Here is a 14,333-nt window from a genome sequence, read left to right as displayed (position 1 = left end):
CCGGACCGCCGGACCGCCGGCCTGCTTCCGGACCGCGCCGGGAACGGACCGGAGGCCCGTGGCGGGTTCGCCACGGGCCTCCGGTTGCGTCACACGGTCACGCCGTCAGGCGTGCGCACTCACGCCGAGGCGGTCGCCTCGTCACGGTGCGGGAGCTTCCAGCCCGGGCGCACGAAGTGGCACGTGTACCCGTGCGGGTGCTTCTCGAGGTAGTCCTGGTGCTCCTCCTCGGCCTCCCAGAAGTCACCGGCCGGCTCGACCTCGGTGACGACCTTGCCCGGCCAGATCCCGGACGCGTCCACGTCGGCGATCGTGTCGAGCGCGACCTGGCGCTGCTCGTCATCGGTGAAGAACACCGCGGACCGGTAGCTGCGCCCGACGTCGTTCCCCTGGCGGTCCTTCGTCGACGGGTCGTGGATCTGGAAGAAGAACTCGAGCAGGTCGCGGTACGAGATCTGCGACGGGTCGAAGACGATCTCCACGGCCTCGGCGTGGTCACCGTGGTTGCGGTACGTGGCGTTCGGGGTGTCGCCCCCGGAGTAGCCGACGCGCGTGCTGATCACGCCCGGGCGGCGACGGAGGAGCTGCTGCGCTCCCCAGAAGCACCCGCCGGCGAGGATGGCGGTCTCGGTGGTGGTCATGCTGGCCTCCTGGGCTTCGTCGTTGCCGCTGGCTGCGGCATCACCCGGTGCAACCGGCGACGGCTGCCGACTGTTCCCGCGGTCAGTCCATCGTGCCCGGGGCCCGGCGCGGACGGAGGGCTGCCGTCCAGCCGAGGGACGTCACCCCCGCGCCGACCAGGGCTTTCGCGAGCCCGCCGAGCACGAAGGGGTACAGGCCGTACTCGAGGGTGTGCCGCAGGTCGAGGCCGAGCGCCACGGCGAGCCAGACCATCCCGACGGCGAAGGTGGCGACCGTGCCGAGGAGGAACGACAGCAGCGCGGCAGTGAACCGGCGGTCGCCGAACCGCTCGGCGACCCGACCGACGAGCGCGGCCGCGGCGACGAACCCGAGCAGGTACCCGCCGCTCGGACCGAGCAGTACGCCCGCGCCGGACGCGCCGTCGGCGAACACCGGCAGTCCGACGAGCCCGAGCAGGACGTAGAGGACCATCGACAGCGCGCCACGCCGGGCCCCGAGGGCGCTGCCGACGAGCAGGACGGCGAGGGTCTGGCCGGTGATCGGCACGGGCCAGAGCGGGACGGACACCTGGGCGGCCCCGGCGGTGAGGAGCGCTCCGCCGACGACGAGCGCGGTGCTCACGGTGGCGGTCCTCGGGAGCAGGGCGTCGGCGAGGGGACGGGGTCGGGCGATCGGGCTCATGGCGGTGGTCACGGGGTCCTCCACGTGGTCGGGGCGTTCGGGGCACCCGCGCAGGGCGCGGGCATGTGGCGGGGCACCCGCGCAGGGCGCGGGCATGTGGCGCGGGCGTGCGGCGCGGGCCTCCGGCGGGGGGGCTCGGTCGGGGTGGTCGACGTCAGACGGCGACCGTCGCGAGGAGCGACGCCGCGTCCCGCTGCGCGGCGTCCACCGCGGCGGGGTCGAGGCCGCACACCCGCAGGCAGCTGCTCGTGATGGCGGTGCGGTCGTGGTCGCCCACCTCGCCGACCCGGCGCAGCTGGATGACGGTCTCGACGAGCTGGATGAGGATCCCGCCGAGCTGGGCCGCTGCGACGGTCCGGGCCACGTCCGGGCTCGCCGCGAGCGTGCCGAGGCGGCCGTACACGTCCTGCAGCGCCTGTCGGTCGGCACGGAAGCCGGCGAACCGCTCGCCCTGGGCCTCGGGCAGCAGGTAGAGCGTGCCGACGTTGTGCGGGGTGCGCGCCAGGGTGCCGACGTCGAACGCGACGAGCGCGGCGAGGGCCACGGCCGCCGGGACCGACCGGGGGACCCGTTCGTCGAGCTCGCGGGCGACCACGAGGCTCGGGCGGACCGACGTCTCGAGCAGCTCGACGAGCACGTCGTCCTTGCCGGCGAAGTGGTAGTACAGCGACGCCTGCCGGATCCCGACGCGGTCCGCGATCGCCCGTGTCGAGGTCGCCCCGAACCCGTGCTCGACGAACAGCGCGGCGGCGGCGTCGAGGACCTGGTCGCGGGGGCTCAGTGCCGAGGAGGCGTCCGGGACGGCTCGCGGTCGGCCCGGGCGGGCGGGGCGGTCGTCGGCGGGCACGGTCCCATCCTCGCAGGCCGACCTCATGCGGGTGCTCCGGCCGGCTGCTCCCGGTACGCGCGCCACCCGCCGTGGTGGGTGATGTCCTCCGCGCCCTCGACCGCGTACGGCTCGACGAGGAACCCGGTGACGTCCGAGCCGTCGTCGAGCGTCACGGTCCCGATCGTCATCGGCGCGGGCAGTGCGGCGACGAAGGTGGCGAAGCCCCGCGCGGGCAGACGCCAGACCTCGCCCGCGATGCCGGTCGCCGTGTCGGTGGTCGCGGTGTCGGTGGGCGTCTCGTCGGGGCGGTGGACCAGTCCGGGCTTCGGCGGCACCGTGTCGAGCGCGTACAGCCGGTAGTCCGGTGCCGTGCGGACCTCGCGCACCAAGGTGCCGCCGGCCGCGACGAGCTGCCCGTTGAGCGGCTCGTCCCGGAGGTGCGCGCCGACGACGAGCAGGTCGACGGTCGGGTCCGCGAACGCCGCGGCGAGGGCCGCGAGGCGGCGGTCGGTGAACGCCGGGCCGGTGAGCATCACCCCGAACGGCAGCCCGTCGACGAACCCGGCGGGGACGGCGAGAGACGCCATGTCGAGCAGGTTCGCGAAGTTCGTGTAGCGACCCATCCGGCTGTTCGCACCCACCGGGTCGGCGGCGACCTCGGCGAGCGTCGGGTGCCACGTCGTCGTCGGGGTGAGGAGCGCGACGGTGCCGTCGAGGGCGGCGCGTCCGGCCGCCCCGAGCGTGTCGAGGCGCTCCTGGTCGGCGAAGAGCTCCGCGGCGGTGGGGCGGGCGCCGCCGAGCACGATCGACGCGACGGTCGGGTCGAGGTCCTCGCCGACCCGGTCGCGGTGCGCGTCGATGTGCGCGCCGACCGCCGCGTACCGCTCGGCCACGAACGCGCCGTCGTAGAGCAGGGTCGCGGCGTCGAGCAGCGGGGCGATGTCGACCTCGACGACCTCGTGCCCGAGGGCCCGGAACCGGTCGACGGCCCGCTCGAACGCCGACGCCCAACCCGGTGCCAGGCCCTCGAGCTGTGACGGCAGGGGCACGGCGATGCGGGGGACGGCCGGCAGGTCGGCCAGCGCGAGGTCGGCGCGGGCGAGGGGGTCGCGGCCGTCCGGTCCGGCCATCAGCTCGGCGGCGGACCGCGCGAGGTCGAGGGACCGTGCGAACACGGTGACGCAGTCCTGCGACCGGCAGGCCGGCACAACACCGGTGTTCGGGACGAGCCCCTTGGTCGGCTTCACCCCGACGAGGTGACCGAGCGCCGCCGGGACCCTGCCGGAGCCGGCGGTGTCGGTGCCGAGTGCGAAGTCGACGATGCCGAGCGCGACCGCGGTGGCGGAGCCGCTCGACGACCCGCCGGAGATCCGCGTCGGGTCCCAGGCGTTCCGGACGGCGCCGAAGGGGGACCGCGTGCCGACGAGGCCGGTGGCGAACTGGTCGAGGTTCGTCTTGCCGACGACGACCGCACCGGCGGCCCGGAGCCGGGCGACCGCGGTGGCGTCCTCGTCCGGTGTGTACGCGTAGGACCGGGCGGCCGCAGTGGTCGGCAGGCCGGCGACGTCGATGTTGTCCTTCACCGCGAAGAGCAGTCCGGCGAGGGGGAGCGACGGGTCGACGGCCGACGCCTCGGCAGCGACGTCCGCCCGGTCACGCAGTGCGATCCAGACCTCCGGTCGGTCGACGGCTCCGATCCGGTCGAATGCGTCGTACACCCGAGCAGCCGCGTCGTGGGCCCCGCTCACGCCGCCGCTCCGATCGCGGCGAGGACCTGCCCCGGCGCCACCTGGTCGCCCGGCTTGATGTAGACCTCCAACACGTGTCCCTCCACCGGTGCGTGCACCATCGACTCCATCTTCATCGCCTCCACGGCCAGCAGCTTCTGGCCCTCGTCCACACGGTCGCCCGGGCGGACGTCCACCTGCCACACCGTCGAGGTGAACGGCGCGGTCACCGCGGTCGCGCCGGCAGGCAGGACCACCTCGTCCGGCAGCACCACGGCGGGCTCGTCGCGGACGTCGAACTCGCCGGAGGCGCGCCAGCGCTCCTTCTCCTCGTCGAACGCCCGGGCCTGCTGCGCGCGGAAGTCGGCGATGGACGACGCGTTGGACGCCAGGAAACGGTTGTACGAGGCGATCGAGAACTCGCCGTCGACGGTCTCGAAGTGCCCGCGTCCGGCGTCCGTCTCGGCGCGGAGCTCGAGCAACTCCTCGGCCCCGACCGGGTACCACTCGATCCGGTCGAAGAACCGCAGCGCCCACGGGTCCTCCTGGAACAGCCCGCCGCGGCGGAACCGGTTCCAGATCTGCACGGTGCGGCCGACGAACTGGTAGCCGCCCGGCCCCTCCATGCCGTAGATGCAGAGGTACGCGCCGCCGATGCCGACCGAGTTCTCGGCGGTCCAGGTCCGCGCGGGGTTGTACTTCGTCGTGACGAGCCGGTGCCGGGGGTCGAGCGGTGTCGCCACCGGGGCGCCGAGGTACACGTCGCCGAGGCCGAGCACGAGGTAGCTCGCGTCGAACACGGTGCGGAACACGTCGTCCACGCTGTCGAGCCCGTTGATCCGCCGGATGAACTCGATGTTCCACGGCGTCCACGGTGCGTCGTCCCGCACACCCGCCACGTACCGCTCGATCGCCAGCCGGGTCGCCGGGTCGTCCCACGACAGCGGCAGCTTCACGGTCCGTGAGGGCACGACGAGCTGGTCGGTCGGCGGGATCTCGTCCTCGAGCTCACGGAGGAGCCCGGCCATGGTGCTCGCCTTCAGCACGCTCGTGTCGGTGTGCACCTGCAGGGACCGGATGCCGGGCGTGACGTCGACGATCCCCGCCGGTGCCTCCTCCTGCAGCTTCGTCATGAGCGCGTGCACCCGCATGCGCAGTGCGATGTCGAGCGTCATGTCGCCGTACTCGACGAGGACGTTGTCGTCGCCGTCGCGCCGGTACGCGACGCTCGGACGTGCGTCCGTCGCGTCGAGGCGCGCCAGGACGCCGTCGTCGCCGTCACCCCCGGTGCGCGGCACCGACCGGGAGGCACGGTGCGCGTCGAGCGCGGCGGCGTCGGCCTCGCGGACGGGGACGAACCGCACCGTGTCACCGGGGCGGAGCTGGCCCAGCTTCCAGAGGTCGCCGCTGGCGACGACCGCGGGGCAGACGAACCCGCCGAGCGAGGGGCCGTCCGGTCCGAGGATGATCGGGGTGTCCCCGGTGAAGTCGATCGCACCGACGGCGTACGGGGTGTCGTGGATGTTCGACGGGTGCAGCCCCGCCTCACCGCCGTCCGCCCGCGCCCAGCCCGGACGGGGGCCGATCAGCCGGACCCCCGTGCGTGCGGAGTTGTGGTGGACGACGTAGTCGGTGGCGTAGAAGACGTCGAGGTCGTCGCGCGTGAAGAAGTCGGGGGCGCCGTGCGGGCCCTCGGTGACGGCGACCTCCCACGCGTCGGTCAACGCCGTGCGGCGGTCGGCCGGGGTCGGGCCGCCGACGAGGCCGAGCCGGGCACCCGCGGGGAACGCCGGGTGCGGGACTTCGGCGTCCGGTGAGCCGGGCCGCAGGACGTCCCCGGCCAGGAGCGCACGGCCGGCGTGACCGCCGAACCCGCCGAGGGTGAACGTGGCGGTCGAGCCGAGGTACTGCGGCACGTCGAACCCACCGCGCACCGCCAGGTAGGCCCGGAGCCCCGGGCCCACCGCGGTCCCGACGGCGATGGTCTGTCCGGCGGCGACCTCGACCGGCTCCCACATCGCGACGGTCTCGCCGTCGAGCGTCACCGGCACCGGGGCGCCCGTGACCGCGACCACGGCGCTCGCCGAGAAGCGGAGGGTCGGTCCGGACGCGGTGACCTCGAGCGCGGGTGCGCCGTCCGGGTTGCCGACCGCCCGGTTCGCCTCGGCGAAGGACGCGCCGTCGAAGGGGCCGCTCGGCGGGACACCGACCTGCCAGTACCCGGTGCGGCCGGGGAGGTCCTGGATCATCGTCATGGTGCCGGGCACGACGACGTCGATGCGGGGGTCCGGGTCCTCGGTCTCGTCGAGCGTCGACGTCGAGTGCGTCGCGGTCCGCAGCTCGAGGTCGTCGGTGAGTGTGCGGAGGAGACCGGCGTTCGTCACGATCCCGTCGATCCGGGTGTCCGCGAGCCCGTCGCGGAGCAGGTCGAGGGCGTCGTCGCGGGTCTCGCCCGTCGCGATCACCTTGGCGAGCATCGGGTCGTAGAAGGCGGACACCTCAGAGCCGGTCTCGACCCACCCGTCGACCCGGAGGCCGGCACGGTCCGGGAAGACGGCCTGGGTGACGAGCCCGCTCGACGGCAGGGAGCCCTTCGCCGGGTCCTCGGCGTACACCCGGGCCTCGACCGCGTGACCGTCCGGCGTCCACTCGCGCTCGAACACGTCGTCGCCGATGCCGGCGGCGCCGTCACGGGCGAGCCGCAGCATGAGCTCCACGAGGTCGACGCCGAAGACCTCCTCGGTCACGGGGTGCTCGACCTGCAGGCGCGTGTTGACCTCGAGGAAGGACGCCTCCTCGCGCACCGGGTCGTAGACGAACTCGACGGTCCCCGCGCTGCGGTACCCGACGCTCTCGGCGAGCCGACGGGCGGACGTGTGCAGTGCCTCCCGGACGGATCGGGGGAGTGCCGGGGCCGGCGCCTCCTCGATCACCTTCTGGTTCCGGCGCTGGAGCGAGCAGTCGCGGTCGCCGATCACGGCGACGCGACCCTCGCCGTCACCGAAGAGCTGGACCTCGACGTGGCGCGCCGGCCGGACGAGCCGTTCGAGGAAGATCCCGGCCGAGCCGAAGGCGGCGGCCGCGGTCCGTTCGACACTCGCGTACGCCGTACGGACCTCGTCGAGCGTCGCGCACGCCTGCATGCCGATGCCCCCGCCGCCCCCGGTGGCCTTGAGCATGACCGGCAGGCCGATGCGTCCGGCCTGGTCGACGGCGTCCTCGACGCTCGCGAGCAGCCCCGTGCCGGCGAGCATCGGGACGCCCGCGGCGGCTGCGAGTTCGCGCGCGGTGTGCTTGGCGCCGAACTGGACGATCTGGTCGGCGGTCGGGCCGACGAAGCGGATGCCGGCCGCCTCGCAGGCAGCGGCGAACTCGGTGTTCTCGGAGAGGAAGCCGTAGCCGGGGTGGACGAGTCCGGCGCCGGTGTCGACCGCGGCCTGGACGACCGCCTCGATGCGCAGGTACGACTCGCGAGCGGGCGCGGGGCCGAGCCGGACCGCGGTGTCGGCCTCGCGGACGTGCGGGGCGGCGCGGTCGGCGTCCGAGTAGACGGCGACGGTGCGCATGCCGAGCGCCTTCGCGGAGCGGATCACGCGGCGGGCGATCTCACCGCGGTTGGCGACGAGGACGGTGTCGGTGGAGAGCGGGGGTGTCACGGTGTCGGTCCCGGTGGGGTCGGGCGCGGTGGTCACGGCTGGACCACGATCATGCGCAGCGGCGTGCAGGAGAAGTCGTTGCAGGGGTTGTTCATCTGCGGGCAGTTGGACACGATCACGAGGACGTCCCGCTCGGCCCGGACCGCGACGCGCTTCCCGGGGGCGCTCATGCCGTCGACGATGCCGAGGGCGCCGTCCTCCTCGACGGGGACGTTCATGAACCAGTTGAGGTTCGACACGAGGTCGCGAGCGCCGAGCCCGTGGCGGCCGGCCTCGGCGAGGAAGTTCTCGCGGCAGCCGTGCTGGTACTGCGTGTGGTGGCCGTAGCGGAGCGTGTTCGACTCCTTCGAGCACGCCCCGCCGATGGTGTCCTGCCGGTCGATCTCGTTGCCGACGACCGTCATGAGCGGCCGGCCCTCGTTCGACATGAGGACCGTGCCGGTGCGGACGTAGGCGTTGCCCTGGGCGACGAGGGTGTCGGGCACGCTGTACCGCTCGTCGGGGTCGGACGCGTCGTAGAGCAGGCAGTCGGCGCTCTGGTTGCCGCCGACGTCCACGATCGTGAGGACCTCGCCGGCGCGGACCACGGCGGACCACGGTGCGAGCGGTGCCACCCGGTCGTCACGGACGACGGTCCCGGGGACGAGGGACGTGCCCCAGTCGAGCGCTACGTCGGGCGCATGGACAGCGCCGACGGGGACGGAGGTGGTCAGGGTCGCGGTCATCACAGGCCTCGCGCTTCCGCGTAGTCGATCGAGTTGAGGTGGGCGCGGTGCAGCTCGGGCGTCGCCGTGGCCCGCGGGTCCGTCGCCGCCGTGGCCGACCCGCGCCAGGCGTGCACCCGGAGCGGACCGACGGTGTACCCGGGGCGGGGGTCGAGCGGGTGCGCGACGTTCGCCACGAGGACGAGCAGCGGCAGCTCGGCGACGAGGGTGACGTGACGGTCCGGCCCGGCGGAGCCCGTCGGCGTCAGGGTGCCGTCGGGCTCGACGTGGACGCCCTGGAAGAACGAGACGCTCGGCGGCAGGTCCCGCTTCGACAGGCCGTGCTTGGCCGCGGCCTTCGCGAACAGGGAGCGGCCGCTCGGGCTCGGTCCCTCGGGAGCGGCGTCGCCGTACTTCTCGTCGTTCCACGCGTCGGTCGACGTCCCGCAGAAGGCGTCGTGCTGCCCGGACGTGTCCTCGACGATGCTCGCGAGGACGCGTCCGTCGCCGCTGAGGAGCGGCGAGCCCTGCCCGAGGTACGCCTGCCACGGGATCTTCTGCGTGTCCGCGACGTTGAGGCGTTCCCACGGCTCGAGGGCGTTGAACACGAGGACGTTCGCGCACGCGTCGCCGGTCGGGTCGTCGAGCCGGAACCGGGTCCCCCGCGCGAGCACCCGGTGCGTGTAGCCACCAGGGGCCACCGTCTCGGCCCACACCAGTTCGGTCGGGTCGACGCCCTTGGGGATGAACGGGGACGTGGACGCGGGGAGGTACGGCATCCAGTCGGAGGTCGCGCCGCCCTGGGCCCGGGCGTCGGAGCGCGAGGCGGTCACGCTGTCGGTCTGGTGGAGGTCACGCACGGTGGTGCCTTTCGGTGGTGCGGGTGCTGCGGGGGTGCGGGCGGTGCGGGAGGGGCCGGTGCCGGTGCCGGGTGCCGTCAGGCGTCGACCGGGGTGGGGGCGGTCTGCGGCACCTCCGCGAGGGTGAGCGGACCGTGTGCCCGGTGGCGCCAGGAGGACCACGCCCAGCCGACGAGCAGCACCCCGCCGATGAACAGCAGCGCGCTGTACTGCAGCCACCACGAGTTCCCGGTGAGGTCGTAGATCTCCGGACGGGGCCAGATCAGGTTGACCGCCATGCCGATCTGGAAGAGCACGGCGAGGGCGTTGAGCGGGATGCCCCAGCGGCCCAGCGTGAACAGCGGCTTCCCGTCCTCGTCGACCCCGGTCGGCAGTCCGGTGCGACGGGTGCGGATGCGCTCGACGAGGAGCGGCCCCGTGACGCCGAGGTACGCGAGGTAGAGCATCGCGATGCAGAGGCTCGACAGGGCGGTGAAGATCGCGGACTGGCCGATGTTCACCGCGAGGGCCAGCCCGGCGCCGACACCGACGACGATCGACGCGGCGATCGGGGTGCCCGTCCGCGGCGAGACCCGGGACAGGACGCGGTGGAACGGCAGCGCGCGCTCCCGGGCCATCGAGTAGACCATCCGGGCACCGGCGGTCTGGACGGCGAGCGTGCAGGCGAAGACCGCGACGGCCACGCAGCAGAGCAGCAGGCGACCGAAGACGTCACCGAGGGTCGAGGTGATCACCCACGCGAGTCCCTGGGCGGCGAGCTTGCCGTCGGTCAGGCTCGGTGCGGCGACGAGCGCGCCGATGATGAGCAGGCCGCCGCCGAGGCCCGAGACGGTGAGGGCACGGACGATCGTCTTCGGGGTGGTGCGGCGCGGGTTGTGGGTCTCCTCGGCCAGCTCGCCGGCGGAGTCGAACCCGACCATGACGTACGCGGCCATGAGCGAGGACGCCAGGAACGCCCACACGTACGGCTCGGTGCTCGTCGAGCCCTCGGTCGAGAACACCACGGCCGGGGAGCGGTGCGGCAGGACGAACAGGGCGGCGATGAGGACGACGACCCCGACGATCTCCACGAGGACGCCGAAGCTCGTCACGCGGGCCATGAACCGGACGCTCACGATGTTCACGACCGTCGTCAGCACGAGCATCACCAGCCCGAGCACCACCGCGTTCGCGGCACCCGCCGGCGAGGCGACCGAGGCGTTCGCCCCCGGGCCCCCGACGATCTGGAAACCGTTCCAGATCGACGGCAGGACCGCCTGCACGGCGATGGCGGCGACGGCGACGGTCAGGATCTGCCCGATGATCATCGTCCAGCCGGTGAACCAGCCGAAGCGGGCACCGGCGAGGCGGCTCGACCACTGGAAGATCGCGCCGGAGATCGGCCAGCGCGCCGCGAGCTGCGCGAAGTTGAGCGCCACGAGGAGCTGGCCGGCGAAGACGAGCGGCCACGCCCAGAAGAACGCGGCGCCGCCGAGCATGAAACCGAGACCGAACAGCTGGAACACCGTGGTCAGGATCGACACGAACGAGAACCCGGCGGCGAAGGACGAGAACGACCCGACACCGCGGTGGAGCTCCTGTTCGTAGCCGAGGGCGGCGAGGTCGGAGGCGGCGGTGGACGGGCCGGCGGCGGGGCCGGAGGACGTGGTGGCGCGTGGTGCGTGGAGCGGAGCTTCGGGAGAGCGCATGGCTGCAGGACCTTTCGCGGCAGTACCTGTCGGGCGACAGGTAGTACGAGTGTCGTGCGGCGCTGTGTCGGCCCCGTTGCCCGTCTGTTTCGTCCTCGTGTCGTGCGCGCCCGGCATGTAAACAGTGCGCGACGACAGAGGGAGGACGGTGCCGGCTGGCACCGTCCTCCCTCGCGGGCTCGGTCGGCGCGCCCCGCGCAACGCTCCGCGTTGCCGCCCAGCGGGACGCGCCCGTCCGTCATCCGGTCGCGTCAGCGACCGCCGCTCACGCGGTCGTGTCCTCCAGTGCGTCGAGCGCCGCGACGTCCTCCGCCGACAGCACGAAGTCCACGTCCGCGTTCTCCGCGATCCGGGACGGCGTCGTCGACTTCGGCAGCGGCAGCACGTCCTGCTCGAGCAGGTAGCGGATCGCGACCTGTGCGACGGACTTGTCGTACTTCGCGGCGATCTCTGCGATCGTGCCGTTCTCGAGCAGCCCACCGGTCGCGAGCGGCGAGTACCCCTCGGTGAGGATGTCGTGCTCGCGGTCGAACGCGGTCGTCGCGTCCTGCGTGTTCCCGACGAACCAGCGGATCTGGTTCGCCTGCGGCACGACGTCGGTGCGGCCGAGGAGGTCCTCGAGGTCGGCGACGGCGAAGTTCGAGACGCCGATGCTCTTCGTGCGGCCGGCGTCGTACAGCTCCTCGAACACCTTCCACACCTCGACGTTGCCGTCGCGGTGGTCGGACCCCATGTCGCTCCAGGGCCACGGCGCGTGGATCAGGTACAGGTCGACGTGCCCGAGGTCGAGGTTCCGGGAGGACTCCTCGAAGGCCTCGCGTGCGCCGGACGCGGTCTTCACCTCGGCGGGGAGCTTCGTCGTGATGAAGAGCTCGTCGCGGGGGACACCGCTGTCGCGGACGGCCTCGCCGACGCTGGCCTCGTTGCCGTACGCGAGTGCGGTGTCGATGTGGCGGTAGCCGGCCTCGATGGCGGTCTTCGTGGCGTCGTAGGCATCGCTGCCGGACGGGATCTGCCAGGTCCCGAAGCCGATCTTCGGGATGTGCAGACCGTTGGACATGGTGAACGTGTCGGTCAGTGCGGGCATGCGCCGCACACTACGCCGCGCGACGCAGCGGACTCCCGGCTGCTGGTTCCGTCTCGGTACCATCGGCCCATGTCCTCCCGACCGCCGTTCCGAGCCGACGTCGTCGGCAGCTTCCTCCGCCCCGCCGCCGTGCAGGAGGCCCGCGCCGCCCACGCCGCCGGGACCCTCGACGACGACGGACTCCGCCTGGTCGAGGACGAGGCCGTCCGGGCGCTCGCCGACGCGCAGCAGTCCGCGGGGCTGGAGGTCGTCACCGACGGCGAGGCCCGTCGCAGCTGGTGGCCCCTCGACTTCTGGGGCGGTCTCGACGGCGTCGAGGTCGTCGAGCTCGACCACGGCATCGCGTTCCAGGGCACGAGCACCACGCCGAAGGGGCTCCGTGTCACCGGGCCGGTGTCGTTCCCGGTCGACCACCCGTTCCTCGCGCACGCCCGGTTCGTGGTCGAGGAGGCCGCCCGTCGCGGGGTCACGGCGAAGTTCACCATCCCGTCGCCCACCGTCTTCGACTTCCGCCTGGACGCCGACCAGGTCCGCACCGACCACTACGCCGACCGGGCCGCCATCACCGAGGACCTCGTCACGGCGTACCGCGACGCGATCGCCGCGTTCCACGCCGTCGGGGTGCGCTACCTGCAGCTCGACGACACCGCGTGGGCGTACCTCTGCTCCGACGTCGAGCTCGAGAAGGCCCGCGACCGCGGGATCGACACCGAGGGCATCGCCGCCCGGTTCTCGTCGATCGTCCGGCGGGTGCTGGACGGCCGGCAGTCCGACCTCGTCGTCACGACCCACGTCTGTCGTGGCAACTTCCGCTCGACGTGGATCTCGTCGGGCGGGTACGAGCCGGTCGCCGAGGAGCTCCTCGGCAACACCGGCTACGACGGGTTCTTCCTCGAGTACGACTCCGGCCGTGCCGGCGGCTTCGAACCCTTGCGGTTCCTGCCGCAGGGCGACCAGGTGGTCGTGCTCGGCCTGGTCACGTCGAAGACCGGCGAGCTCGAGGACCCGGCGGTCGTCGAGCAGCGCATCCGGGACGCCGCGCAGTACGCGCCGCTCGAGCAGCTCGCGCTCAGTCCGCAGTGCGGGTTCGCGTCGACGGAGGAGGGCAACGTCCTCTCCGAGGACGAGCAGTGGGCGAAGGTCCGCAGCGTGGTCGCGATCGCGGACCGCGTCTGGGGCTGACACACCCAGGACACGGACTGGAGGCGCGGTGCCGGTCGGCACCGCGCCTCCAGTCCGTGTCGGATCGGTCCGTCGCTACGCGACCGCGATCTCGTTGGGGACGCCGGGGAGCTCGTCGCTGGAGGCGACGACCTCACCACTGGTGAGGTCCACCGCGTGGACGGTCTTCGTCGCCGGATCGGTGACGAAGGCCGTGTCACCGACCACCTTCAGGGCGGGGTGCGGGTCCTGCCACTCGACGGGGCCCTCCCACGCGTCGATCACCGGGACGGTGCCGAGACGCGCACCCGTCGTCACGTCGAAGGTGTGCAGGGATCCGTCGGAACCGAGCACGACCGCTTCGTCGTCCGGCCCGCGCGCGAGGTCGCGGAAGGTGAAGCCGACGCCCTCGGGCATGTCCGCGGTCTCGTAGGAACCCTGCTCGGTGTCGATCAGTGCGAGCTGGTCGAGGAGGTAGCCCTCGCTGTCCGGGTCGTCGTTGTAGTCGCCGACGGCGATCGGGCTCGAGTCGGTCGTGAACAGGTTGCCGGTGCGGCCGTACTCGGTCGGGGCGTCGACCTTGGCGAAGGTGCCGTCCCGGTACACGAGCGCGCCGTCCTCGCAGCCGAACACGGCGACCTCGTCGGCCACGGTGCCCTCGCCGTGCACGCCCGGGCAGACCTCGGAGCGTGCGACCTCGGAGCCGTCCTCGTCGAGCGCGCGCACGCCGGATCGCGACTCCTCGGTGCCGATGGTCGTGAGGAGCGTGCCGTCCTCGAGCTCGATCGCGACGCCGTGGTGTGCCGTCTCCGAGCGCGTCGTGTCGACGTCGGGCAGCGTGCCGTCCGCGACGGCGTCGGCGAGGTCCTCGTGGTCGAACGCCGTCACGTCGCCGGAGCCGTCGGCGAAGAGCGTCGTCCGGTCACCGTGGACGACCGCGTGGCCGCCGGCGTCGGCGGGGAAGACCGAGTCGGTGAGCGCCGGGTCCGACGCGGTGTCGAGGACACGGAAGCCCTCGGGGACGGTGACGAGCACGTGACGGCCGTCCCCGGCGGGGTTGACGCGGGTGAACCCCTCGATCGGGTCGTCGGACACCACGCGGAGGTCCTCGTCGAGGACGAGCACGCCGCCGTCGTAGGTCACGGTGACGCGCGTCCCGTCTGCGCCGCTGGTCCGTTCGGTACGGTCCTCCGCGTCCGCGGGGTCGGTGGAGCACCCCGTCAGCGCGAGGGCGGCGACCCCGAGCAGCAGGGCGGGGGCGACCGCGGTGCGTCGCTTCGATGGTGACGTCATGGTTT

At 73.1% G+C, this 14,333-nt stretch carries 11 protein-coding genes; 1 reads left to right on the top strand and 10 read right to left on the bottom strand.

The window, feature by feature from the left end; all coding sequences use genetic code 11:
• Nucleotides 1-119 precede the first annotated feature (119 nt).
• From msrA to IEY20_RS08525, 9 genes are all read right to left on the bottom strand, one after another.
• Nucleotides 120-641, bottom strand: a complete 522-nt coding sequence (msrA, locus tag IEY20_RS08565) for a peptide-methionine (S)-S-oxide reductase MsrA (RefSeq protein ID WP_175327930.1) — start codon at nt 639-641, stop codon at nt 120-122.
• A gap of 82 nt (nt 642-723) precedes the next feature.
• The gene (locus IEY20_RS08560; RefSeq protein ID WP_229727955.1) at nt 724-1,335 is read right to left on the bottom strand and encodes a biotin transporter BioY; all 612 of its coding nucleotides are present in this window, start codon (nt 1,333-1,335) and stop codon (nt 724-726) included.
• Between the two features lie 142 nt (nt 1,336-1,477).
• A complete protein-coding gene (locus tag IEY20_RS08555) occupies nt 1,478-2,170 on the bottom strand; it encodes a TetR/AcrR family transcriptional regulator (protein WP_229727954.1) in 693 nt (230 codons plus the stop codon).
• 23 nt (nt 2,171-2,193) lie between these two features.
• Complete coding sequence (gene atzF, locus IEY20_RS08550) at nt 2,194-3,900, bottom strand: allophanate hydrolase (RefSeq protein WP_175327928.1); 1,707 nt, start codon at nt 3,898-3,900, stop codon at nt 2,194-2,196.
• Nucleotides 3,897-7,571 (bottom strand): urea carboxylase, encoded by a 3,675-nt coding sequence (gene uca / locus IEY20_RS08545; protein ID WP_204620607.1) that lies wholly within the window; start codon nt 7,569-7,571, stop codon nt 3,897-3,899. Before uca ends, atzF begins: the two co-directional genes overlap by 4 nt.
• Nucleotides 7,568-8,260 (bottom strand): urea amidolyase associated protein UAAP2, encoded by a 693-nt coding sequence (locus IEY20_RS08540; RefSeq protein WP_175327927.1) that lies wholly within the window; start codon nt 8,258-8,260, stop codon nt 7,568-7,570. The genes uca and IEY20_RS08540 overlap by 4 nt, the downstream gene beginning before the upstream one ends.
• Nucleotides 8,260-9,099, bottom strand: coding sequence for an urea amidolyase associated protein UAAP1 (locus tag IEY20_RS08535; protein ID WP_175327926.1), 840 nt, complete (start codon nt 9,097-9,099; stop codon nt 8,260-8,262). Before IEY20_RS08535 ends, IEY20_RS08540 begins: the two co-directional genes overlap by 1 nt.
• A gap of 77 nt (nt 9,100-9,176) precedes the next feature.
• Nucleotides 9,177-10,787, bottom strand: a complete 1,611-nt coding sequence (locus tag IEY20_RS08530; protein WP_204620608.1) for an APC family permease — start codon at nt 10,785-10,787, stop codon at nt 9,177-9,179.
• Between the two features lie 265 nt (nt 10,788-11,052).
• Nucleotides 11,053-11,874, bottom strand: a complete 822-nt coding sequence (locus tag IEY20_RS08525; RefSeq protein WP_175327925.1) for an aldo/keto reductase — start codon at nt 11,872-11,874, stop codon at nt 11,053-11,055.
• Nucleotides 11,875-11,943: 69 nt separating this feature from the next.
• Between IEY20_RS08525 and IEY20_RS08520 the strand changes: the two genes are divergently transcribed.
• The gene (locus IEY20_RS08520) at nt 11,944-13,056 is read left to right on the top strand and encodes a 5-methyltetrahydropteroyltriglutamate--homocysteine S-methyltransferase (protein ID WP_175327924.1); all 1,113 of its coding nucleotides are present in this window, start codon (nt 11,944-11,946) and stop codon (nt 13,054-13,056) included.
• Between the two features lie 75 nt (nt 13,057-13,131).
• Here IEY20_RS08520 and IEY20_RS08515 read toward each other — a convergent pair whose 3' ends face one another.
• Nucleotides 13,132-14,328: a hypothetical protein gene (locus IEY20_RS08515; protein WP_175327923.1), complete on the bottom strand. Its 1,197-nt coding sequence runs from the start codon at nt 14,326-14,328 to the stop codon at nt 13,132-13,134.
• Between the last annotated feature and the right edge of the window lie 5 nt (nt 14,329-14,333).

Source organism: Curtobacterium luteum (genome assembly GCF_014646995.1).
Lineage (GTDB): Bacteria > Actinomycetota > Actinomycetes > Actinomycetales > Microbacteriaceae > Curtobacterium > Curtobacterium luteum.
The sequence above is the reverse complement of the archived record's forward strand: the minus strand, read 5'-3'. Positions and strand labels throughout refer to the sequence as shown.